General features: G+C 74.1%; 22 protein-coding genes. 9 read left to right on the top strand and 13 right to left on the bottom strand.

Annotated elements, in window-relative coordinates:
• The first annotated feature begins 11 nt into the window (after positions 1-11).
• The 8 genes from tal (at position 12) to ATL51_RS03405 (ending at position 9,209) form a co-directional block, all read left to right on the top strand.
• Positions 12-1,121 carry a transaldolase gene (tal, locus tag ATL51_RS03440; protein WP_100877639.1) on the top strand — a complete coding sequence of 370 codons (1,110 nt, stop codon included), beginning with the start codon at positions 12-14 and terminating at the stop codon, positions 1,119-1,121.
• Positions 1,122-2,798 carry a hypothetical protein gene (locus ATL51_RS03435; protein WP_100877638.1) on the top strand — a complete coding sequence of 559 codons (1,677 nt, stop codon included), beginning with the start codon at positions 1,122-1,124 and terminating at the stop codon, positions 2,796-2,798. It abuts the gene before it with no gap.
• Between the two features lie 43 nt (positions 2,799-2,841).
• Positions 2,842-4,386 (top strand): glucose-6-phosphate dehydrogenase, encoded by a 1,545-nt coding sequence (gene zwf, locus ATL51_RS03430; RefSeq protein WP_100877637.1) that lies wholly within the window; start codon positions 2,842-2,844, stop codon positions 4,384-4,386.
• 40 nt (positions 4,387-4,426) lie between these two features.
• A complete protein-coding gene (gene opcA, locus ATL51_RS03425) occupies positions 4,427-5,377 on the top strand; it encodes a glucose-6-phosphate dehydrogenase assembly protein OpcA (protein ID WP_100877636.1) in 951 nt (316 codons plus the stop codon).
• On the top strand, positions 5,374-6,165 hold the full coding sequence (gene pgl / locus ATL51_RS03420; RefSeq protein ID WP_167409954.1) for a 6-phosphogluconolactonase: 792 nt from the start codon (positions 5,374-5,376) through the stop codon (positions 6,163-6,165). Before opcA ends, pgl begins: the two co-directional genes overlap by 4 nt.
• A gap of 73 nt (positions 6,166-6,238) precedes the next feature.
• Positions 6,239-7,423 (top strand): formate-dependent phosphoribosylglycinamide formyltransferase, encoded by a 1,185-nt coding sequence (gene purT, locus ATL51_RS03415; RefSeq protein WP_100877635.1) that lies wholly within the window; start codon positions 6,239-6,241, stop codon positions 7,421-7,423.
• A gap of 69 nt (positions 7,424-7,492) precedes the next feature.
• Positions 7,493-7,966 (top strand): VOC family protein, encoded by a 474-nt coding sequence (locus ATL51_RS03410; protein ID WP_100877634.1) that lies wholly within the window; start codon positions 7,493-7,495, stop codon positions 7,964-7,966.
• Positions 7,967-7,976: 10 nt separating this feature from the next.
• Positions 7,977-9,209, top strand: coding sequence for a patatin-like phospholipase family protein (locus ATL51_RS03405; RefSeq protein ID WP_100877633.1), 1,233 nt, complete (start codon positions 7,977-7,979; stop codon positions 9,207-9,209).
• 4 nt (positions 9,210-9,213) lie between these two features.
• Here the strand turns inward: ATL51_RS03405 and ATL51_RS03400 are convergent, their stop codons facing one another.
• Together ATL51_RS03400 and ATL51_RS03395 are read right to left on the bottom strand one after the other, a co-directional pair.
• Positions 9,214-9,552 (bottom strand): P-II family nitrogen regulator, encoded by a 339-nt coding sequence (locus ATL51_RS03400; RefSeq protein WP_100877632.1) that lies wholly within the window; start codon positions 9,550-9,552, stop codon positions 9,214-9,216.
• Entirely contained in the window at positions 9,549-10,916 is a 1,368-nt protein-coding gene (locus tag ATL51_RS03395; protein WP_208622906.1) for an ammonium transporter, read from the bottom strand. The genes ATL51_RS03400 and ATL51_RS03395 overlap by 4 nt, the downstream gene beginning before the upstream one ends.
• A 271-nt stretch (positions 10,917-11,187) precedes the next feature.
• On the opposite strand from ATL51_RS03395, the gene ATL51_RS03390 reads away from it, so the two are divergent.
• On the top strand, positions 11,188-11,610 hold the full coding sequence (locus ATL51_RS03390; RefSeq protein ID WP_073574711.1) for a DoxX family protein: 423 nt from the start codon (positions 11,188-11,190) through the stop codon (positions 11,608-11,610).
• Between the two features lie 76 nt (positions 11,611-11,686).
• Here ATL51_RS03390 and ATL51_RS03385 read toward each other — a convergent pair whose 3' ends face one another.
• The 11 genes from ATL51_RS03385 to uvrC all read right to left on the bottom strand — a co-directional run bounded on the left by ATL51_RS03385 (position 11,687) and on the right by uvrC (position 22,777).
• Positions 11,687-12,943 carry a TrpB-like pyridoxal phosphate-dependent enzyme gene (locus ATL51_RS03385; protein ID WP_100877630.1) on the bottom strand — a complete coding sequence of 419 codons (1,257 nt, stop codon included), beginning with the start codon at positions 12,941-12,943 and terminating at the stop codon, positions 11,687-11,689.
• Positions 12,944-13,004: 61 nt separating this feature from the next.
• Positions 13,005-13,346 carry an RNA polymerase-binding protein RbpA gene (locus ATL51_RS03380; RefSeq protein WP_020627702.1) on the bottom strand — a complete coding sequence of 114 codons (342 nt, stop codon included), beginning with the start codon at positions 13,344-13,346 and terminating at the stop codon, positions 13,005-13,007.
• A gap of 29 nt (positions 13,347-13,375) precedes the next feature.
• A complete protein-coding gene (gene secG, locus ATL51_RS03375) occupies positions 13,376-13,609 on the bottom strand; it encodes a preprotein translocase subunit SecG (RefSeq protein ID WP_020627703.1) in 234 nt (77 codons plus the stop codon).
• A 110-nt stretch (positions 13,610-13,719) separates the two neighbouring features.
• A complete protein-coding gene (tpiA, locus tag ATL51_RS03370; protein WP_062395591.1) occupies positions 13,720-14,508 on the bottom strand; it encodes a triose-phosphate isomerase in 789 nt (262 codons plus the stop codon).
• Positions 14,508-15,689: a phosphoglycerate kinase gene (locus ATL51_RS03365; protein ID WP_100877629.1), complete on the bottom strand. Its 1,182-nt coding sequence runs from the start codon at positions 15,687-15,689 to the stop codon at positions 14,508-14,510. Before ATL51_RS03365 ends, tpiA begins: the two co-directional genes overlap by 1 nt.
• Positions 15,686-16,699, bottom strand: coding sequence for a type I glyceraldehyde-3-phosphate dehydrogenase (gene gap / locus ATL51_RS03360; RefSeq protein ID WP_073574708.1), 1,014 nt, complete (start codon positions 16,697-16,699; stop codon positions 15,686-15,688). The genes ATL51_RS03365 and gap overlap by 4 nt, the downstream gene beginning before the upstream one ends.
• A gap of 313 nt (positions 16,700-17,012) precedes the next feature.
• Positions 17,013-17,750 carry a hypothetical protein gene (locus tag ATL51_RS03355; protein WP_100877628.1) on the bottom strand — a complete coding sequence of 246 codons (738 nt, stop codon included), beginning with the start codon at positions 17,748-17,750 and terminating at the stop codon, positions 17,013-17,015.
• Positions 17,751-17,854: 104 nt separating this feature from the next.
• Positions 17,855-18,850, bottom strand: a complete 996-nt coding sequence (gene whiA, locus ATL51_RS03350) for a DNA-binding protein WhiA (protein ID WP_062395598.1) — start codon at positions 18,848-18,850, stop codon at positions 17,855-17,857.
• On the bottom strand, positions 18,841-19,872 hold the full coding sequence (locus tag ATL51_RS03345; RefSeq protein WP_100880448.1) for a gluconeogenesis factor YvcK family protein: 1,032 nt from the start codon (positions 19,870-19,872) through the stop codon (positions 18,841-18,843). The genes whiA and ATL51_RS03345 overlap by 10 nt, the downstream gene beginning before the upstream one ends.
• Before the next feature lie 29 nt (positions 19,873-19,901).
• Entirely contained in the window at positions 19,902-20,801 is a 900-nt protein-coding gene (rapZ, locus tag ATL51_RS03340) for an RNase adapter RapZ (RefSeq protein WP_073574705.1), read from the bottom strand.
• On the bottom strand, positions 20,798-22,777 hold the full coding sequence (gene uvrC / locus ATL51_RS03335) for an excinuclease ABC subunit UvrC (RefSeq protein WP_100877627.1): 1,980 nt from the start codon (positions 22,775-22,777) through the stop codon (positions 20,798-20,800). The genes rapZ and uvrC overlap by 4 nt, the downstream gene beginning before the upstream one ends.
• Positions 22,778-22,806 lie beyond the last annotated feature (29 nt).

The raw sequence follows: 22,806 nt of genomic DNA, 5'->3' as shown, positions 1-22,806 counted from the left end.
AGGAGAGAATCATGAGCAACGATCGACTGGCTGCACTGTCCGCGGCCGGGGTGTCCATCTGGCTCGACGACCTGTCCCGGGAGCGCCTGACCAGCGGCAACCTCGCCGCCCTGATCGAGGACAAGCACGTCGTCGGGGTGACCACCAACCCGACGATCTTCGCCGGTGCGCTGTCCGACGGCGCCGCCTACGACGAGCAGGTCCGCGAGCTGGCCGCCCGCGGTGCCGACATCGACACCGCGATCCGCGAGATCACCGTCGCCGACGTCCAGCACGCCTGCGACGTGTTCTCCGGCGTCTGGGAGCGCACCGGTGGCGTCGACGGCCGGGTGTCGCTCGAGGTCGACCCGCGCCTCGCACACGACACCGAGGGCACCGCCGCGCAGGCGAGCGAGCTCTTCAAGGCCGTCGACCGGCCGAACCTGCTGGTCAAGATCCCGGCGACCGAGGAGGGCCTGACGGCCATCACCCGGGCCACCGCCGAGGGCATCAGCGTCAACGTGACGCTGATCTTCTCCGTCGAGCGCTACAAGCTCGTGATGGACGCCTACCTGACCGGTCTGGAGCAGGCGAGGGCGAACGGGCAGGACCTGTCCCGGATCCACTCGGTCGGCTCGTTCTTCGTGTCCCGGGTGGACTCCGAGATCGACGGCCGGCTGGAGAAGATCGGTGGCGACGCCGCGCTCGGCCTGCGTGGCAAGGCGGCCGTCGCGAACTCGCGGCTGGCCTACGCCGCCTACCGCGACGCGTTCTCCGGTGCCCGTTGGGACGCCCTCGCGGCCCACGGCGCGCACGCCCAGCGCCCGCTGTGGGCCTCCACCGGGGTGAAGAACCCGGACTACCCGGACACGCTGTACGTGTCCGAGCTGGTCGTGGACAACACCGTCAACACGATGCCGGAGAAGACCCTGCTGGCCTTCGCCGACCACGGTGAGGTCGACGGGGACAAGGTCACCGACACGGCCGGGGCGTCGCAGCAGGTCTTCACCGACCTGGAGGGCCAGGGCATCGACCTCGACGACGTGTTCCTCACCCTGGAGAACGAGGGCGTCGAGAAGTTCGAGAAGTCCTGGACCGAGCTGCAGGACACCGTCCGCAGCCAGCTCGACTCCGCGAAGTAGTTGAACGAGGCCACTCCCGGTGGCGACGGGGCCGACCTCGGCTCCGCCGCCACCGGCGGCCCGTCCGCACCCGCACCGTCCCCGGTGCGGGTGCGGCTCGCCGGTGAGCCGTTCGCCGGAGCGGCCCGGCGGATCGCCGCCGAGCTGGCCGGCGAGACCGTCGCCTCCCGGCTCGCCGACGCCGACCCCAGTGTCTGGGGGCCCCGCGCCGCGGGGGCCCCGCCCCGTACCGGCTGGACCGGGCTCGCCGCCCGCAGCCGGCCCCTCGTCGGGCAGGTCGCCGCGCTGCGCGAACGGTTCGCCGTCGCCGGTGCGCACCGGGTGCTGCTCGTCGGTACGCCCGACGCGGTCGCCGCGGCCCGCGTCGTCGCCGGCACCGACCCGGGTGGGGCCCGGCTGACCGCACTGGACTCCGCGGACCCGGTGCAGGTCGCGGAGGCGCTGTCCGGGGAGCTCGCCGAGACCGTCCTCGTCGTCGCCGACGCGGCGGGCACCGACCCCGTCGTCGCGGCCGTCACCCGGGTGGTCGCCGCCGCGATCGCCGAGGAGGTCGGCGCCGACGCCCTCGCCGCGCGCACCGTGCACCTGACCGAGCCCGGCTCACCGCTGGACACACCCGGCGACCCCGGCCCGGTCGTGGTCACCCTCGACGCGGACGTGCCGGGCCGCTTCGGCGTGCTGGGCCCGCTCGGGCTGGTCCCCGCGGGGCTCGCCGGGGCGGACGTGCCCGCCGTCCTGGGCGACGCCGTCGCCGCCGAGCGCTCGCTGGCCGCCGACGACCCGGACAACCCGGCGCTGCTGCTGGCCGGCGCACTGGCCGCGGGCCGCGGCTCGCTGCTGGCCCTGCGCGACGCCGAGCGTTCCCCCGCCCTCACCGGTTGGCTGGCTCCGCTGCTCACCGCCGCCGGGCTCACCGTCGTGCCGGTGCCGCCCGACGAGCCGGTCGGCGCGGGCCCCGCCCCGCAGGAGCCCACCGCACCCGCGGGCGTCGTGGACGTGCACGCCGACGGCACCGGCCCTCGGCCCGGGCCGGGCCAGGGCGCGGTACGGCTGGACGCCGGCCCGGGTGCCGCGGTCGTGCTGTGGCAGGCCGCCGCGGCGCTGGCCGGGCGGGTCCTCGACACCGACCCGTTCGCGCCCGCACCGCCCGCGCCCGCCGAGGGTCCCGACCCCGAGCCGTCGTTCGTCGACGGCGGGATCGCCGTGCACGCCGGGGACTGGCTCCCGCCCGGCACCCGCACCGTCGCCGGTGCGCTCGACGCGCTGGCCGCCGTCGCCGACGGGGCCCCGGCGGTCGTCTCGGCCTGGCTGGACCCGGAGTCCGACGCCTCGGTCGCGGTGCTGCGCGGGCCGCTGGTGGCCCGGCTCGGGTTGCCCGTCGCGTTCGGCTGGGCCCCGGCCTGCCGCAGCGGCGACACCGGCGCACCGGACGTCGCGGTGCACTGTCACCTGACCGGGAACGGGCCCGGCGGTGATCTTCCGGGGTCCGTCGGCGCGGACACCGTGCCGCCCGGGCCGGGACTGGATAGCCTGCACGCGGCACAGGCCCGGGCGGTCATCGACGACCAGCGACGCCGGGGACGTCCGGTGCTCCGGCTGCACCTGACCGACCGGCTCGCCGGACTGGTCACCCTGGCCAGGGCTGTGACATCGACACAGACGTCGACAGAGCCGTGACCCCGGTGCCCCGATCACGAGAACACCAGTACTAGGAGGGGCGATGCCCACCGCGAACGGCGGACGGACCAACCCGCTGCGCGACCCCCGTGACAAGCGGCTCCCCCGGATCGCCGGCCCCTGCGGACTGGTGATCTTCGGAGTGACCGGGGACCTGTCCCGCAAGAAGCTCATGCCCGCGATCTACGACCTCGCCAACCGGGGGCTGCTGCCGCCGGGCTTCGCCCTCACCGGCTTCGCCCGCCGCGACTGGGACCAGCAGGACTTCGGCCAGGTCGTCTACGAGGCCGTGCGCGAGCACGCCCGCACGCCGTTCCGGCAGGAGGTGTGGGACCGCCTCGCCGAGGGGCTGCGGTTCGTCCAGGGCTCCTTCGACGACGACGCCGCCTTCGACGAGCTGGAGCGCACCGTGCGCGAGCTCGACGAGAAGCGCGGCACCGGGGGCAACCACGCCTTCTACCTGTCGATCCCGCCCGGCGCGTTCCCGGTGGTCTGCAAGCAGCTCGCCCGTTCGGGGCTGTCCGCGCAGGAGGACCCGGACGTGTGGCGCCGGGTCGTCATCGAGAAGCCGTTCGGCCACGACCTCGCCTCGGCCATCGAGCTGAACGCGATCGTCAACGACGTCTTCCCCGAGGACTCGGTGTTCCGCATCGACCACTACCTCGGCAAGGAGACCGTCCAGAACGTGCTGGCGCTGCGGTTCGCCAACCAGCTGTTCGAGCCGATCTGGAACGCCAACTACGTCGACCACGTCCAGATCACCATGGCCGAGGACATCGGCCTGGGCGGGCGGGCCGGCTACTACGACGGCATCGGCGCCGCCCGCGACGTCATCCAGAACCACCTGCTGCAGCTGCTCGCGTTCACCGCGATGGAGGAGCCGACGTCGTTCTCCTCCGACGAGCTGCGCGCCGAGAAGATCAAGGTCCTCAAGGCGGTCAAGCTCGCGCACCCGCTCGACGCCACCACCGCCCGCGGCCAGTACGAGGGCGGCTGGCAGGGCGGCGAGGAGGTGCCCGGGTTGGCCCAGGAGGAGGGGTTCGACCCGGAGTCGACCACCGAGACCTTCGCCGCTATCACCTGCGAGGTCGAGAACCGCCGCTGGGCCGGGGTGCCGTTCTACCTGCGCACCGGCAAGCGTCTGGGTCGCCGGGTCACCGAGATCGCCGTGGTGTTCAAGCGGGCCCCGCACCTGCCGTTCGACGCGACGATGACCGAGGAGCTGGGGCAGAACGCCCTGGTGATCCGGGTGCAGCCGGACGAGGGCGTCACCATGCGCTTCGGGTCCAAGGTGCCGGGCAGCCAGATGGAGGTCCGCGACGTCACGATGGACTTCGGCTACGGCAACGCCTTCACCGAGGCCTCCCCCGAGGCCTACGAGCGGCTCATCCTCGACGTGCTGCTCGGCGAGCCGTCGCTGTTCCCGGTCAACGAGGAGGTCGAGCGGTCCTGGGAGATCCTGGACCCGGTCCTGGAGCACTGGGCCGCCGACGCGCGCGGCCCGGACTCCTACCCCGCCGGGTCCTGGGGCCCGGCGTCGGCCGAGGAGATGCTGGCCCGCACCGGGCGCCACTGGAGGCGGCCGTGAGCGCACGGACGGCAGTCGCGGAGAAGACGGAGACCCCATCGTGATCATCGATCTCCCGTCGAGCACCACCTCGGCGGTCAACCGCAAGCTCGTCGAGCTCCGCGAGTCCGGCGGGGTGTTCGCGCTGGGCCGGGTGCTGACCCTGGTCGTCGTCACCGACGACGGCCCGGAGCTCGAACGCGCGATCGACGCCGCCAACGCGGCCAGCCGCGAGCACCCCTGCCGGGTGATCGTCCTGGCCCGCGGGCAGCGGCGGGCCTCGCCGCGGCTCGACGCCCAGATCCGGGTCGGCGGCGACGCCGGCGCCAGCGAGGTCATCGTGCTGCGCGGCTACGGCCCGCTGGCGGCCGAGGAGGCGGGCGCGGGCATGGTCATGCCGCTGCTGCTGCCGGACGCCCCGGTCGTCGCGTGGTGGCCGAACGAGGCGCCCGCCTCGCCGTCGGAGGACGCGGTGGGCCGCCTCGCGCAGCGCCGCATCACCGATGCGCTGTCGTCGAAGAACCCGGTGAAGGCGTTCGAGGCGCGCCGCAAGGACTACGCGCCCGGCGACACCGACCTGACCTGGACCCGGCTCACGCAGTGGCGGGCCCAGCTGGCGGCCGCGCTGGACGTGCCGCCGTACGAGGACATCAGCTCCGCGGTCGTCGCCGGGGAGGCGGTGTCGCCGTCCACCGAGCTGATCGCGGGCTGGCTCGCCGCGAGCCTGGGGGTGAAGGTGAAGCGCTCTCCGTCGGAGAAGGACAACGGGCTCTCGCTGGTCCGGCTGACGCGCCCGTCCGGTGACGTCGAGCTGGCACGCCCGGACGGCAAGACCGCCCGGCTGACCCAGCCCGGCCAGCCGGAACGGCTGATCGCACTGGCCCGGCGGCACGTGTCGGACTGTCTCGCCGAGGAGCTGCGCAGGCTCGACCCGGACGAGGTCTACGCCGAGGCCCTCGCCGGTGTGGCGAAGGTTACCCGCGGCCGCACCCCGGTGAAGGTGCGCGCGTGAGCGCCGCGACGCAGGTGCAGGTGGCGGTGCACCCGGACAAGGACACACTCGCCGCGGCGACCGCGGCCCGGCTGCTGACCGCGCTGGTGGACCTCCAGGCCGCGGGCAGGGTCCCGCGGCTGGTGCTCACCGGAGGCGGGGTCGGGATCCAGCTGCTGCGCGACGTCGCCGCCTCCGGGGCGCGCGACGCCGTCGACTGGGCCCGGGTGGACCTGTTCTGGGGCGACGAGCGCTTCGTCCCCGCCGACGACGGCGAGCGCAACGACCGCCAGGCCCGCGAGGCCCTCCTCGACGCGCTCCCGCTGGACCCGGCCCGGGTGCACCCGATGCCCGCGGCCCCGGCGGGCGGCGGTACCCGCGACGACGCCCTCGCCGCGGCCGCCGGCTACGCCCGGCTGCTCGACGACCTGGCCGGCCCCGACGACGACGGCGTCCCCGCGTTCGACGTGACCCTGGTCGGGATGGGCGAGGAGGGCCACACCCTGTCGGTGTTCCCCGACTCCCCCGCCGTGCGCGAGCAGGCGGCGACGGTCGTCGCGGTCTTCGACTGCCCGAAGCCGCCGCCGACCCGGATCTCGCTGACCCTGGCCGCGGCGCGCCGCTCCCGCGAGGTGTGGGTGGTGGCGGCCGGGGCGGGCAAGGCACCGGCCGTCGCGGGTGCGCTCACCGGCACGCCGGAGACCGAGCTGCCGGTCGCTGGGGCCCGCGGCACCGTCACGACCCGCTGGCTGCTCGACACCGAGGCCGCCGCGGACCTGCCCGACGGGTTCGTCGCCCGGGTCTCCTGACGGCGGCCCCCGGATGTGAGATGCCGCGCCCGGGCGGGGTGTCGCACGTGGACCTGCGGTTAGGGTCCCCGTCATGCGTATCGGCACCCCGCTCGGCCCGGACCCCACCCGCGTGCTGCTGCTCGGCTCGGGTGAGCTGGGCAAGGAGGTCGCGATCGCGTTCCAGCGCCTCGGCGTGGAGGTCGTCGCCGTCGACCGCTACCCGCACGCCCCCGCCCATCAGGTGGCGCACCGGTGGCACGCGATCGACATGACCGACCCGGTGACGCTGGCGACGCTCATCGAGCAGGAGGCGCCCGAACTCGTCATCCCCGAGATCGAGGCCATCGCCACCGGCGCCCTGGCCGAGATCGAGGCGGCCGGGACGACCGTGGTCCCCACCGCGCGGGCCGCGAAGCTGACCATGGACCGCGAGGGCATCCGGCGACTCGCCGCCGAGGAGCTGGGCCTGCCCACCTCCCCCTACGTGTTCGCCGACACCCTCGACGAGGTCCGCGAGGCCGTCGCGACGGTCGGGCTGCCGTGCGTGCTCAAGCCGGTGATGTCCTCCTCCGGCAAGGGCCAGTCGGTCCTGCAGAGCGCCGACGACGCCGAGGCCGCCTGGGAGCACGCCCGTACCGGGGCCCGGGTGTCGAACCCGCGGGTGATCGTCGAGGGCTTCGTCGAGTTCGACTACGAGATCACCCAGCTCACCGTCCGGCACGCCGGCGGCACCGCGTTCTGCGAGCCGATCGGGCACCGCCAGGAGAACGGCGACTACGTCGAGTCCTGGCAGCCCCAGCCCATGTCCGACGCCGCGCAGACCGCCGCCCGCGACGTGTCCGCCCGGATCACCGAGGCCCTCGGCGGGTGGGGCCTGTTCGGGGTGGAGCTGTTCGTCCGCGGCGACGAGGTGCTGTTCTCCGAGGTGAGCCCCCGCCCGCACGACACCGGCCTGGTCACCCTCGCCACCCAGCGGCTCTCGGAGTTCGAGCTGCACGCCCGCGCCGTGCTGGGCCTGCCGGTGGACACCGCGCTGCGCTCCCCCGGCGCGTCGGCGGTGGTCTACGGCGGCACGGAGATGGACGCCCCGGCCTACGAGGGCGTCGCCGACGCGCTCGCGGTCGAGGGCGCGGACCTGCGGCTGTTCGGCAAGCCCACCGCGACCGAGCGGCGCCGGATGGGCGTCGCGGTCGCCCACGCCGACGACGCCGGCACCGCCCGGGAGCGCGCGACCCGCGCCGCCGGGCTCGTGCGCCCGGTCCCCCGGGAGCGATGAGTCGGGCGCACCGCGCCGGTCTCCCCCGTGTGACGCCGAGGGCCGGCGTCGCGGGGAGGGGACGACACCATGAAGCCGATCACGCCGTGCCTGTGGTTCGACGGAGTCGCCGAGGAGGCGGCCCGGTTCTACACCGGCATCTTCCCGGACTCGGGCATCGACACCGTCGTGCACTACGGCCCGGAGGTCCCCGACCAGGAGGGCCGGGTCCTGACCGTGGGGTTCCGGATCAACGGCCAGCCCTGGACCGCACTGAACGGCGGTCCGGTGTTCACCCTCTCCGAGGCGATCTCGATGGAGGTGCACTGCGAGTCCGTCGAGGAGGTCGACCGCTACTGGGACGCCCTGGTCGACGGCGGCGTCGAGCAGCCCTGCGGGTGGCTCAAGGACCGCTACGGGGTGTCCTGGCAGGTGATCCCGCCGGGGGTGCGGGAGTGGCTGACCTCGCCGGACGCCGAGGCCCGGTCCCGGGTCGCGCGGGCCGTGTACGCCACCCACGGCAAGCTCGACGCCGTCACCCTGGAGAAGGCGTACCGCGGGTAACCTGGTCCGGGTGGCGGCACGGACCGGACTCGTCGTGGCGGGCGCGGGAGCGCGCGGCGCCTACGAGGCGGGTGCGCTGACCGAGCTCCTGCCGCGGATGGCGCGGCGGTGGTCGGCGCCGTCGGTGCTGGTCGGCACGAGCGCGGGCGCGCTGAACGTGGCCGCGCTGGCCGGGCTGTCCGACGTCGCCCCGGACGCCGCGGCCGCCGAACTCGTCGCCCGCTGGTCCTCGGTGCGCACCGACGAGGTCGTGGCGCTGCCGTCGTCGGCGGTGGAGGCGACCGCGGCCTACCTCGGGGACCTCGCCGGGGTCCCGTCGTGGCTGCGCAGGCTGCTGCTGGTGCCGGACCGGGTGACCCGCCTCCTCGACGCCGACCGGCTGCGCCCGGTGGTGGACCGGGTCGTCGACTGGGACCGGATGCACGACGCCGTCGCCCGCGGCCGGGTCGACGCCGTCGGGGTGGCGTGCACCGCCGCGGGGACCGGCGGGACCACGGTGTTCGTCGAGCGCGGGCCGGACGTGGCGCTGCCGCCGTACGACCCGGGTCGCGACATCCGCTACGTCGACGCCCGGCTGGGCCCGGACCACCTGCTCGCCTCGGCCGCGGTGCCGGTGCTGTTCGCACCGCGTCGCATCGAGGGCGAGGCGGCCGGCTGGTACCTCGACGGCGGCGTCCGGCTCAACACCCCGCTCAAGCCCGCACTGCGCCTGGGCGCGGACCGGGTCGGCGTCGTCGCGACGACACCGGACGTCCCGTTCGGCGAGTCCGCCGCGGCGCTGTCCCCGGCGGACCGGGTGCCCGACGTGTACGCGGTCGCCGCGCTGGCGCTGCGGATCGTGCTGGGCGCCGGGGTGACCGAGGACCTGCGGACCCTGCGCGCGGTCAACGCGCTGGTCGACCGGGGCGAGGACCGGCGGCACCGCCGGATCGCGACCTGGTTCGCCGGGCCGCCCGCCGACCGGGCCACCGAGCTGGCGGAGCTGGCCGACGCGGTGCGCCGCCGCGAGTACGGCGGGCTGCGTGCGCTGCGGAACCCGTCGCTGGCCGTGTTGGAACGGCTGGTGGGCGGTGCGGTGCCGGACGCCGACACCACCCACGGCGCGGAGCTGCTCAGCTTCCTGTTCTTCGACCCGGTGTTCGCCGCCGCGGCGGCGGACCTGGGTGCGGCGCACGCCGCGCGCGCCGTCGCCCCCGAGGGCGGGGCGGCGCGCCGCCGGACGGCCCGTCCGGCGGCGCGCTGACGGCTCAGACCGCGTCGCTGCCGCGTTCGCCCGTGCGGACGCGCACGATGGTCTCGACCGGCTGCACCCAGATCTTCCCGTCGCCGATCCTGCCGGTGCGGGACGCCTCGACGACGGCGTCGACGACCGTGTCGGCGACCTCGTCGTCGACGACGGTCTCGATACGCACCTTCGGCACGTAGTCCACCGAGTACTCCGCGCCGCGGTAGATCTCGGTGTGCCCCTTCTGCCTGCCGTGCCCGCGGACCTCCCCGACGGTCAGCCCGAGCACACCGAGGTGTTCGAGCGCACCGCGGACGTCCTCCAGCGCGAACGGCTTGACGATCGCGGTGACGAGCTTCATCGGCTCTCCCCCACGGGCTCACGGGTGGCCGGCGTCGCGGGGCGGGAGGCCCCGGCGAGCGCGCGGCTGCCCAGCGACGAGAAGTCGTAGGCGGTCTCGGCGTGCTCGGTCTCGTCGATGCCGGTGGCCTCGTTCTCCTCGTCGATGCGGAACCCGATGGTCACCGTGATCAGGTAGCCGAGGACCAGCGCGACGACGAAGGAGTACAGCAGCACCGCACCCGCGGCGAGCGCCTGGCGGCCCAGCTGGACCAGCCCGCCGCCGTAGAACAGGCCGTTGTCGCCGGCGGCGGCGGAGTTGACGCTGTTGTCGCCGACGAAGCCGATGAGCAGGGTGCCCACGATGCCGCCGACGAGGTGGACGCCGACGACGTCGAGGGAGTCGTCGAGGCCGAAGCGGAACTTCAGCCCGACGGCCAGCGCGCACACCGCACCGGCGATGAGCCCGATGGCCAGCGCCCCGACCGGCTGCACGAACCCGCACGCCGGGGTGATCGCGACCAGCCCGGCGACCGCACCGGAGGCCGCACCGAGGGTCGTGGGGTGCCCGTCGCGGAACTGCTCGACGAGCAGCCACCCGATCAGCGCGGTGGCGGTGGCGAGCATGGTGTTGGTGAACGCGGTCGCGGCGAGGTCACCCGCGGAGAGCGCGGAACCGGCGTTGAACCCGAACCAGCCGAACCACAGCAGCGCCATGCCCAGCAGCACGAAGGGGAGGTTGTGCGGACGCATCGGCTCGCGCGGCCAGCCGCGCCGCTTGCCGAGCACGATCGCCAGCGCGAGCGCCGCGGCACCGGCGTTGATGTGCACCGCGGTGCCACCGGCGAAGTCCTCGGCCTTGAGGGTGTTGGCGATCCAGCCGCCGACGTTGTCCGGGCCGGTGAAGCCGTCGAAGGCGAACACCCAGTGCGCGACCGGGAAGTACACGATGGTCACCCACAGCACGACGAACGCGGTCCAGCCCCAGAACTTCGTGCGGTCCGCGACGGCGCCGGAGATCAGCGCCGGGGTGATGACCGCGAACATGAGCTGGAACATCACGAACGCCGGCGCGGGCAGGGCGTCGGTGCCCGGCCACGGGGCCGAGTCGCTGCCGACGCCCACCATCGCGCCGACGGTGTCGGCCAGCCCGGCGAACTCCCCGCCGCCGATCAGGCCGCCGCCCACGTCGTTGCCGAAGGCCCAGCTGTAGCCGTACAGCGCCCACAGGACGCTGACCACGGCCAGGCAGACGGTGCTCATCATCAGCATGTTGAGCACGGACTTGCTGCGGGTCATCCCGCCGTAGAAGAACGCCAGGCCCGGCGTCATCACCATCACCAGCGCGGCGCTGACCAGCACCCACGCGGTGTCTCCCGCATTCACGCCCACGCGTCCTCCGTCGTCGCAGTCCCCCGACCCCGGCAGGGATGGTTCGCCCGCGGTGTTTCGTGGAGCAACCGAGCGCGGTTTCCGGTGGGTGTCGGGTCCGGGCATCCGGCACGGCCCGCGCAGACACCGCCGACGCGACACACGACGCAGCCGGGACCGACGGTCCGAACCCGGACCGGGCGCACCGATGAGTTCCGGCGACGGCCCCGGTCTCCTCTGCAACGGCGGCCCCGGCCCGGGACCGCGAGCGCCGGGGGAGCCCGCCATGACCACCACCCGTACCGGGACCGCGTCCACCACCTCCGCCACCCGTCGTCCACGGGCCGCCACCGTCGGTCTGTGGGTGCTGCAGGTGCTGCTGGCCGGGGTCTTCGTGATGGCGGCGCTGCCGAAGGTGAACGCCGACCCGGTCGCGGTCGCCGGGTTCGACCTGCTGGGCCTGGGGGCCGTCGGCATGGTCGTGGTCGGCTGGCTGGAGCTGGCCGGCGCGGTCGCCCTGCTGGTCCCGCGGCTGTGCGGGCTCGCCGCCGTCTGCCAGGTCGCGCTGATGGTCGGGGCCACCGCGGTCACCGCGGTGCTGATGCCCGCGATGGTCGCGTTCCCGGCGCTGACCCTGGTGGCGGTGTGCGTGGTCGCGTGGGCCCGCCGCCGCGACACCGCGGCCCTGCTGCGCGGCCTGCGCCGCTGACCGCCCGCACGGCGCCGGCCCGTCCCCTGGTCCGGGGACGGGCCGTCGTGGTGCGGGTGGGGCTCGGCCGATCCCGTCAGCCCATCTCGTCGAGCCGGCCGTTCGTGTAGTCGTCGTAGGCGGCGAGGTCGAGGAAGCCGTGACCGCAGTAGTTGAAGAGGATCACCTTCTCCTCCCCGGTCTCCTTCGCGGCGAGCGCCTCGTCGACGGTGGCGGCGATGGCGTGCCCGCACTCCGGCGCCGGGATCTTGCCCTCGGTGCGGGCGAACTGGATGGCGGCCTCGAACACCTTCCCCTGCGGGTAGGCGACGGCCTCCATCCGCTCGTCCTTGACCAGCGAGGACACCAGCGGCGAGTCACCGTGGTAGCGCAGCCCGCCGGCGTGGATCGACGGCGGCACGAAGTCGTGGCCCAGGGTGTACATCGGCATCAGCGGGGTGAGGCCCGCGGTGTCGCCGAAGTCGTAGTCGTAGCGGCCCTGGGTCAGCGTCGGGCACGACAGCGGCTCGACGGCGAGCAGCCGCACGCCGGAGTCCGGCACGAACGGGAAGGCGATCCCGCCCAGGTTGGAGCCGCCGCCGCACGGCGCGATGACGACGTCGGGCAGCCGCTCCCCCGCCAGCGCGAGCTGTTCCTTCGCCTCCAGACCGATCATGGTCTGGTGCAGCAGCACGTGGTTGAGCACCGAGCCGAGCGCGTAGTGGGTGTCGGAGCGGCCGACGCAGTCGCGGACCGCGTCGGAGATGGCCGAGCCCAGCGAGCCGGGGTGGTCGGGCTCGTCGACGGGCGACGGCACGACCTCGCCGCCCCAGGTCTCGATCGCGATCCGCCGGTAGGGCTTCTGCCCGTAGGACGCCCGCACCATGTAGACCTTCAGGTCCAGGTCGAACTGGGCAGCGGCGAACGACAGCGCGGTCCCCCACTGGCCTGCGCCGGTCTCGGTGGTGAGCCGGGTGGTGCCCTCGCGGGCGTTGTAGAACGCCTGGGCCACGGCCGTGTTGGTCTTGTGGCTGCCCGAGGGCGAGAGGGACTCGTCCTTGAAGTAGATCCGCGCCGGGGTGCCCAGCGCCTTCTCCAGCCGGGTCGCGCGGACCAGCGGCGTGGGCCGCCACAGCCTCAGGATGTCGAGGACCTCACCGGGGACGTCGATCCAGGGCTCGGCGCTGACCTCCTGCTCGATCAGGGCGGTCGGGAACAGCGGCGCCAGGTCGTCGGGGACGACCGGCTCGCGGGTCCCGGGGTGCAGGGGCGGCTGCGGCGGCGTCGGCAGGTGCGGCACGACGTTGAACCATGCCGAGGGGATCCGGTCCGGGGGCAGCGTCCAGCGGCTCATGACCACCGAATCTAACCCGGACGTGCGCCCGGTCACGACCCGGGCGCGCCGTGGGACCGGGTCAGAGCTCCCGGGAGGCCCGCAGCCGGCCGAGGGCCTCCTCGAGGATGGCCTCGCCGTCGGCGTCGCTGCGCCGCTCCTTCACGTACGCCAGGTGCGTCTTGTACGGCTCGGTGCGGGGCGCGGCGGGCGGGTTCTCCGCGTCGCGTCCGCCCGGCAGCCCGCAGCGCGGGCAGTCCCAGGTCTCGGGGACCTCGGCCTCCGCGGCGAACCAGGTGTTGTTGACGTGCCCGTTCGCGCAGTAGAACGGGATGCGCTCGCGCGGAGCGGTCTCGCCCCGCTCGTTCTCGCCCATCGGTCCCGCACCGACCCGGGTACCGCGGATCGCGTTGCCGCCTGCCATGTCCCGCTCCCTCTCGTCCGTCCGAGGTGTCAGCCGGTGGCCAGCAGCAGGCCGTTGCCGACCACCGCGATGAGCCAGATGAGGCCGACGAAGACCGTGTAGCGAGCGATGTTGCGGTCCGCCGCCGCCGAGCCGGACAGGCTCGACTGCACGCCGCCACCGAAGAGACTGGTCAGACCACCGCCCTTGCTGCGCTGCAGCAGGACCATCGCGATCAGCAGGAGGCTGGTCACGATCAGGATGATCTGGAGGGTCAGGATCACGTGCGCTTCCCCATCAGTGGTCGCTCGCCGGAGTGGGGAGAGAATACTCCAGCGGCCCCGGCCCCTCTGACAGGGGACCGGGGCCGCGGGAACGGTACGGAGCGGGCCGCCTACGGCAGCGGACCACCCGCGGCGATCGCCGACAGCTTCGCGAACTCCTCGGCGTCCAGGCTGGCGCCGCCGACGAGTGCGCCGTCGACGTCGGTCTGGGCCACGATCTCGCCCACGTTCGACGACTTCACCGAGCCGCCGTAGAGGACGCGGACCGTCCCGGCGACCTCGTCGGAGTACAGCTCGGCCAGCGTCGCGCGCAGCGCGGCACAGACCTCCTGCGCGTCGGCCGGGCCCGCCACCTTGCCGGTGCCGATCGCCCAGACCGGCTCGTAGGCGAGCACGAGACCGGCCGCCTGCTCGGCGGTGACGCCCTTCAGCGCCCCGCGCAGCTGGTCGGTGCAGTGCTGCACGTGGGTGCCCGCCTCGCGGACGTCCAGGCCCTCGCCGACGCACAGGATCGGGGTGATCCCGTGCTTGAGCGCGGCGAGCACCTTGGCGTTGACGACCGCGTCGTCCTCGCCGTGGATCTCGCGCCGCTCGGAGTGCCCGACGGCGACGTAGGTGCAGCCCAGCTTGGCCAGCATGACGCCCGACACGTCACCGGTGTAGGCACCGGAGTCGTGCGGGGAGAGGTCCTGGGCGCCGTGCACGAGGCGCAGCTTGTCGCCGTCGATCAGCGTCTGCACGCTGCGGATGTCGGTGAACGGCGGCAGGACGGCCACCTCGACCTTGTCGAGGTACCGGTCGGGCAGGGCGAAGGCGAGCTTCTGCACCACCGCGATGGCCTCGAGGTGGTTGAGGTTCATCTTCCAGTTGCCCGCGATGAGGGGCTTGCGGGTGGCCATCAGGCGTCCTCCTCCAGCACGGCGACGCCCGGCAGGGTCGCGCCCTCCAGGAACTCCAGGGACGCGCCGCCCCCGGTGGAGATGTGGGAGAACGCGTCCTCGGCGATGCCGAGCGCCCGGACCGCGGCGGCGGAGTCCCCGCCGCCGACGACGGAGAAGGCGTCGCCGTCGGCGATCGCCTGCGCGACACCGCGGGTGCCCTCGGCGAACGGTGCCAGCTCGAACACGCCCATCGGGCCGTTCCAGAAGATCGTCTTCGCGTCGGCGATGCGGGCCGCGAACTCCCGTACCGAGTCGGGCCCGATGTCGAGGCCCATCCAGCCGTCGTCGATCCCGTCCACCGGCACGGTCCTCGTGTTCGCGTCCGCGGAGAACGCGTCGGCGACGACGACGTCGGTCGGGAGGACGATCTTGCCGGACTCCAGGAGCGTCCGGCAGGTGTCGACCTGGTCGGACTCCAGCAGCGAGGAGCCGACACCGTGGCCCTGCGCGGCGAGGAACGTGAAGCACATCCCGCCGCCGACGAGCAGCGTGTCGACCTTCGGCAGCAGCGCCTCGATCACGGCCAGCTTGTCCGAGACCTTGGAGCCGCCGAGCACGACCGCGTACGGCCGCTCCGGCGAGCCGGTCAGGGTGCGGAGCACCTCGACCTCGGACAGGACGAGCCCGCCGGCGTAGGCGTCGAGCCGCTGCGCGACGTCGTAGACCGACGCCTGCTTGCGGTGCACCACGCCGAACCCGTCGGAGACGAACGCCGCGTCGTCGCCGACCAGGGCGACGAGCTCGTCGGCGAACGCGCCGCGCTCTGCGTCGTCCTTGCTGGTCTCGCGGGCGTCGAACCGGATGTTGTCCAGCATCACGACGTCACCGGCGGCCATCGACGGCAGCGGCGTGCCGAGCTCGACCAGGCGCACCGGGGCGCCGAGCAGCTCGCCGAGGCGCTGCGCGACCGGGGCCAGCGACAGCTTCTCGTCGGGCCCGTTCTTCGGGCGGCCGAGGTGCGCGGTGACGACGACCTGGGCGCCCCCCTCGTAGAGGGCGTTGATCGTCGGCACCGACGCGCGGATGCGGCCGTCGTCGGTGATGTTCCGGTCGTCGTCGAGGGGAACGTTCAGATCGGAGCGGACCAGCACGGTCCGGCCCTGTACGCCCTCGGCGACGAGGTCGTCGAGGGTCCTCACAGCTTCGACGCCACCAGACCGGTGATGTCGACGAGGCGGTTGGAGTAGCCCCACTCGTTGTCGTACCAGCCGACGATCTTGACCTGGTTGCCGATGACCTTGGTCAGGCCCGAGTCGTAGATGCACGAGTGCGGGTCGGTGACGATGTCGGAGGAGACGATCGGGTCCTCGGTGTACTTGAGGACGCCCTTGAGCGGGCCCTCCGCGGCCGCCTTCATCGCCGCGTTGATCTCCGCGGCGGTGACCTCCTTGCGGACCTCGACGGTCAGGTCGGTGGCCGAGCCGGTGGGGATCGGCACCCGCAGCGCGTAGCCGTCGAGCTTGCCCTTGAGGTGCGGCATGACCAGCGAGATCGCCTTCGCCGCACCGGTGGAGGTGGGGACGATGTTCAGGGCGGCGGCGCGGGCGCGGCGCAGGTCCTTGTGCGGGCCGTCCTGCAGGTTCTGGTCCTGGGTGTAGGCGTGGATCGTGGTCATCAGACCCTTCTCGATCCCGGCCAGGTCGTCGAGCACCTTCGCCATCGGCGCGAGGCAGTTGGTGGTGCAGGACGCGTTCGAGACGATGGTCTGCGAACCGTCGTAGTCGCCGTCGTTGACGCCCTTGACGATGGTGATGTCCTCGTCGGTCGCCGGGGCGGAGATGACGACCTTCTTGGCGCCGCCGTCGAGGTGCTTGGCCGCGGCCTCGCGCTTGGTGAAGATGCCGGTCGACTCGACGACGACGTCGACGCCCAGGTCCTTCCAGGGCAGCTCGGCGGGGTCGCGGACGGCCAGGCCCTTGAAGCCCTTGCCGTCGACGACGATCTCGTCGCCCGAGGTGGTGACCTCGTAGGGCAGGCGCCCCAGGATCGAGTCGTACTTGAGCAGGTGCGCGAGCGTCGCGTTGTCGGTGATGTCGTTCACCGCGACGATCTCGATGTCCGTGGTGCCGGCGGCGCGCTGGGCGTCCACCGCCCGCCAGAAGTTCCGGCCGATGCGGCCGAAGCCGTTGACTCCTACGCGGACCGTCACAGATGCCTCCAGGGCTCGTCGTGCCTGTCGTCTTCTCCCCCGGCCCGCCGGGTCCCGGCGGTGGGGTGTGGCAGGTCGATCGCGGGTCGGCGCCCGTGGCGGGCGCCGGCGCGTGCCGTGCTCGGCAGCCACCCTATCGGCGCATCGGCCGTCGCGACCCCCGTAGGGCCCGTGACCTGCGCCGCGCTCGGGGATCGGGCCCGGTCGGACCGCTCCGGACGGGCCCCGGTGTGGGGACGGAACGGTACCGGCCGGTATCCGGACACGCGACCGCCCCGTGCCCGGGCGGGTCACGGGGCCGTCGCGGGTGTGCTCAGGCCAGGCGGAGCAGGCGGCGCCAGCCCGGACGGGTGTCGGGGACGCCGGCGGCGGCGCGCTCGTCGTCGGAGAAGCCGTCGACGGGCTCGTGCGAGCGGCCGTCGCGGGCCCGGGTCACGAACGCCGAGGCCGCGGACAGCGCCGCGGTGACCCCGGCCGCGCCGGGACCGGCGGTGATGGTGGCGGTGACCGGCACGCCGAAGCGCTCGGCCCCGTCGCCCGCGGGCCGCTCGGCGACGGCGACGGCGGCGTCCCCGCCCTCGCCCCGGTTCTCCCTGGACGCGGCCGCTCGCGCACCCGCGGCGGCCGGGATCGTGCCGGTGGTCACGTCGACCAGCACGAACTCCCAGGCGTAGGTGCTCTGCTGGTGGACGATGCGCTCGCGGACGGCGGAGGTGTCGCCGACGGCGCCCTCCCCGACGAGCAGGACGACCACCCGCTCGGGGCGGTCGGCCTCGTCGCGGGCGGCGAGCTCGTCGCCGACGGCGCCGAGCAGCCGGGCCGCGCCGCCGCGCAGGTCCGGGCCGCCGAGCGGGCGCAGCTTCGCGGGCAGTGCGGTGCGGGCCTCGGCGGCGCGGACCGGGACGGCGGGCGGGTGCGTGCCGTCGGGCAGCGAGCGGGTGAGGTCGTCCCCGGTGGCGACGACGACCTGCAGGTGACCGTCGTGGGCGTCCTGCTCGGCGAGCAGGTCCGCGAGACCGGAGCGCAGCGCGGGCAGGAGCGGCCGCAGCATGCTGGATCGATCGAGATGAACGGCGAGGAGGGTGGAGCCCGGGATCGTCACGGCGGCATCATGCCCGACACCCGCACCCCCCTCGTCACGGGGTGTGACCGCGGTCAGCGCCCGCCGCCCTCCTCCTCCAGCATCTCGGCGGTGACGGCGGACTCGGTGTCCGGGATGCCCAGCTCGGCGGCCTTCTTGTCCGCGGTCTGGAGCAGCCGCCGGATCCGGCCGGCCACGGCGTCCTTGGTCATCGGTGGGTCGGCCAGCTGGCCCAGCTCCTCCAGCGACGCCTGGGTGTGCTCGGCCCGCAGCCGCCCGGCGGCCTGCAGGTGCTCGGGCACCTCGTCGCCGAGGATCTCCAGGGCGCGGCTGACCCGGGCCGCCGCGGCGACCGCGGCCCGCGCCGAGCGGCGCAGGTTGGCGTCGTCGAAGTTCGCGAGCCGGTTGGCCGTCGCCCGGACCTCGCGGCGCATCCGACGCTCCTCCCAGGACAGGACGCTCTGGTGGGCGCCCATCCGGGTCAGCAGCGCGCCGATCGCGTCGCCGTCGCGGACCACGACCCGGTCGGCGCCGCGGACCTCGCGGGCCTTCGCCGCGACGCCCAGCCTGCGTGCCGCACCGACCAGGGCCAGCGCGGCCTCGGGGCCGGGGCAGGTGACCTCCAGTGCGGAGCTGCGGCCCGGCTCGGTGAGCGACCCGTGCGCGAGGAACGCGCCGCGCCAGGCGGCCTCGGCGTCGGACAGGTCACCGGAGACCACGGGCGGCGGCAGCCCGCGCACCGGGCGGCCACGGTTGTCGAGCAGCCCGGTCTGGCGGGCGAGTCCCTCACCGTCGCGGATCACCCGGATCACGTACCGGGCGCTGCGGCGCAGACCGCCCGCGGTGATCACGTGCGCGTCGGCGGTGTGGCCGTAGAGCTCGTGGATCTCGCGGCGCAGCCTGCGGGCGACCGAGCCGGTGTCGACCTCGGCCTCGATCACCACTCTGCCGCCCACGATGTGCAGGCCGCCTGCGAAGCGGAGCAGCGAGGCGACCTCCGCGCGCCGCGACGACTGCTTGGTGACGGTGAGCCGGCTCAGCTCGTCCTTCACCGTGGCGGTCATGGCCATCGGGAGCTCCTTCCGCGCTGCGGGCTGTCGTGCTGCGGCCTGTCGTGCGTGCCGTTCTCCGCCGGGACCCGGCCGGGGGTCAGGGCGCCGAACACGTCGGCGAGTGCCCCGGCCAGTGCGTCCGGGTCGTGCCGCGGGGTCGCCGCCCGGGCGTCGGCGACGGCGGCCGGCCACACCCGTCCGCCGGGGACCAGCAGGTCGGCGGCGGCCGCGTCCAGCCGGTCCGGCAGGCTCACCGACCCGGCGTCGGCCAGGACGGCGTGCACCCGCAGACCGGGAGCGTGCCCGGACAGTACTTCAAGGTGCTGTTCGGGGGAGAAACCGGCGGTCTCCCCCGGCTCGGGGGCCAGGTTGAGCAGCACGACCCGGGCCGCCGGGGTCTCCAGCAGCGCGTCGCGCAGCCCGGGCACGAGCAGGTGCGGGAGCACGCTGGTGAACCACGAGCCGGGTCCGAGGAGCACGACGTCGGCGGCGCGCACCGCGCGGACGGCCTCGTCGCAGGCGGGCGGGTCGGCGGGCCGCAGCCAGACCCGGCGCACCCGGCCCGGGGTGGAGGCGACGGCGACCTGGCCGCGGATCAGGTGGGCGCCGTCGACGCCGTCCAGCGCGACCTCCGCCTCGATGTCCAGCGGCACCCGGGCCATCGGCAGGACCCGTCCGGCGCAGCCCATCAGCTCGCCGACGGTCGCCAGTGCGCGCACGGGGTCGCCGTCGCGTTCCAGCAGCCCGGCGAGCAGCAGGTTGCCCACCGCGTGCCCGGCCAGGGCGCCGGTCCCGCCGAAGCGGTGCTGGACCAGCCCGGACCAGAAGCGGCCCCGCTCGTCGTCGCCGGCCAGCGCCGCGAGTGCCATCCGCAGGTCGCCGGGCGGGAGCAGGCCGAGCTCGCGGCGCAGCCGCCCCGAGGAACCGCCGTCGTCGGCCACGGTGACCACCGCGGTGATGTCGGTGACCGGCGGGCAGCGGCGCAGCGCGGTCAGCGTGGCGTGCAGGCCGTGCCCACCGCCGAGCGCGACCACCCGCAGTCCCCCGGTGCGCTCGGGTGGGTGTGGGCTCACTCGCGCCCCATGTCGCGGTGCTCGACGTTGACCTGGATGCCCTCGCGGTCGGCGAGCCGGCGCCCGATCTCCTCCGAGATCGCCACCGAGCGGTGCTTGCCGCCGGTGCAGCCGACGGCCACGGTCAGGTAGCGCTTGCCCTCGCGCCGGTACCCGGCGCCGACGAGGTCGAGCAGCTCCAGGTAGCGGTCGACGAACTCCTCCGCGCCCTCCTGGGACAGCACGTAGTCGCTGACCTCCCGGTCGCGGCCGGTGAACGGGCGCAGCTCGGGGATCCAGTGCGGGTTGGGCAGGAACCGCACGTCGACGACGAGGTCGGAGTCCAGCGGCAGCCCGTACTTGTAGCCGAACGACAGCACCGTCACCCGGGTCGCCGCGTGCGCGCTCTCCTGGGCGAACGAGCCCTCGATCCGGGTGCGCAGGTCGTGCACCGACAGGTTCGAGGTGTCGACGACGAGGTCGGCGTCCTCGCGCAGCGGACGCAGCACCTCGCGCTCGGCGCCCAGGCCGTCGGTGATGCGCCCGGCGCCCTGGAGCGGGTGCGAGCGGCGGTTCTGCTCGAAGCGGCGCACCAGCACCGCGTCGGAGGCCTCCAGGAACAGCAGCTTCGGCCGGTAGCCGCGGCCGTCGAGGTCCTTGATGACGGCTCCGAGATCGTCGGTGAACGCGCGGGAGCGCACGTCCATCACCACCGCGATCCGGGCCACCTCGCCCCGGGCCCGCGACCCCAGCTCGACCATCGTGGCGATGAGTTCGGGCGGCAGGTTGTCCACCACGAACCAGCCCAGGTCCTCCAGGACCTTCGCCGCGGTGCTGCGCCCGGCCCCGGACAGGCCGCTGACCACCGCGACCTCGATCCCCGGGCCCGCGGTCACCTCGCCGTTGTCGTCGGTCATGCCTTCTCCCCCTCGGTTCCGGCGTGCAGGGCCGCGACCACGGACTCGGCGGTCCGGCGACCGAAGCCGGGCACGCCGGCGATCTCGTCGACGTCGGCGGCGCGCAGCTTGCGCACCGATCCGAAGTGCTTGAGCAGCGCCTGCTTGCGGGCCGGGCCGAGCCCGGGGACCCCGTCGAGAGCGGACGCCGTCATGCCCTGCGAACGACGCTGGCGGTGATAGGTGATGGCGAACCGGTGCGCCTCGTCCCGGATCCGCTGCAGCAGGTAGAGACCCTCGCTGGTCCGGGACAGGATCACCGGGTCGGTGTCGTGGGGCAGCCAGACCTCCTCGAGGCGCTTGGCGAGACCGCAGACCGCGACGTCGGTGATCCCCAGCCCGGCCAGCTCCGCGGCCGCCGCGTCGACCTGCGGCTTCGCTCCGTCGACGACGAGCAGGTTCGGCGGGTAGGCGAACTTCTTGGGCCGCCCGGTCTCGGGGTCGATCCCGGTGCGCACGGTGTCACCCGGCGCGACCTCGCCGGAGCCCTCGGTGGGCGCGGGCTCGTCGGCGGTCTCGGCCAGGTAGCGGCGGAACCGGCGGCGCACCACCTCCGCGATCGAGGCGACGTCACCCTCTTGTGCGGCGTCGCGGATCTCGAAGCGGCGGTACTCGGACTTGCGGGGCAGCCCGTCCTCGAAGACCACGAGCGACGCGACGACGTTCGTGCCCTGCACGTGGCTGATGTCGATGCACTCGATCCGCAGCGGTGCCTGGTCGAGCTCCAGGTTCTCCTGGATCTCCTGCAGTGCGGCCGAGCGGGCGGTGAGGTCCCCGGCGCGGCGCAGCTTGTGCTGGGCGAACGCCTCCTTCGCATTGCGCGCGACGGTCGCGGCCAGATCACGCTTGTCACCGCGCTGGGGCACCCGGATCTGCACCTTGGAGCCGCGCAGCCCGGTCAGCCAGCGCTCCAGCGCGGGCGTGTCGGAGGGCAGCACCGGGACCAGGATCTCCTTGGGCACCGGCTGCGCCGCGTCGTCGGCGGCGCCCGCGAGGGCGTGCTGCTCGCCGTAGAACTGCGAGACGAACCGCTCGACGAGCTGCTCGGTGTCGGTCGGCTCGACCTTGTCGATCACCCAGCCGCGCTGGCCGCGGACCCGGCCGCCGCGGACGTGGAAGACCTGGACCGCGGCCTCCAACTCGTCCTCGGCGAAGGCGACCACGTCGGCGTCGGTGCCGTCGCCCAGCACGACGGCCTGCTTCTCCAGCGCGCGGCGGAGCGCCCCGAGGTCGTCGCGCAGCCGGGCGGCGCGCTCGAACTCGAGGTTCTCCGAGGCCTCGGCCATCTCGCGTTCGAGCTGGCGGACCATCCGGTCGGTGCGTCCGGACAGGAAGTCGGAGAAGTTCTCGACGATGTCACGGTGCTCGTCGGCGGTGACCGTGCCCACGCAGGGGGCGGAGCACTTGTCGATGTAGCCCAGCAGGCAGGGCCGCCCGATCTGGCCGTGCCGCTTGAAGACCCCCGTCGAGCAGGTGCGCGCGGGGAAGACCCGTAGCAGCAGGTCGAGGGTCTCCCGGATGGCCCAGGCGTGGGCGTACGGGCCGAAGTAGCGGACGCCCTTGCGGCGCGGGCCGCGGTAGACGTGCAGCCGCGGGTACTCCTCGTGCATCGTCACCGCGAGCACGGGATAGCTCTTGTCGTCACGGTAGCGGACGTTGAACCGCGGGTCGTACTCCTTGATCCAGTTGTACTCGAGCTGGAGCGCCTCGACCTCGGTCCCGACGACCGTCCACTCCACCTTCGCCGCGGTGGTGACCATCTGCCGGGTGCGCGGGTGCAGGCCGGACAGGTCGGCGAAGTAGGAGTTCAGCCGCTGCCGCAGACTCTTGGCCTTGCCGACGTAGATCACCCGGCCACGGGGGTCGGAGAAGCGGTACACCCCGGGCGACTCCGGGATCGTCCCGGTCGCCGGACGGTAGGTGCTGGGGTCGGCCATGGTGACTCCCAGGGTAGTTGCGGGCACCG

The organism is Pseudonocardia alni (assembly GCF_002813375.1).
Lineage (GTDB): Bacteria > Actinomycetota > Actinomycetes > Mycobacteriales > Pseudonocardiaceae > Pseudonocardia > Pseudonocardia alni.
This window is presented reverse-complemented; position numbering and strand designations above follow the sequence as displayed.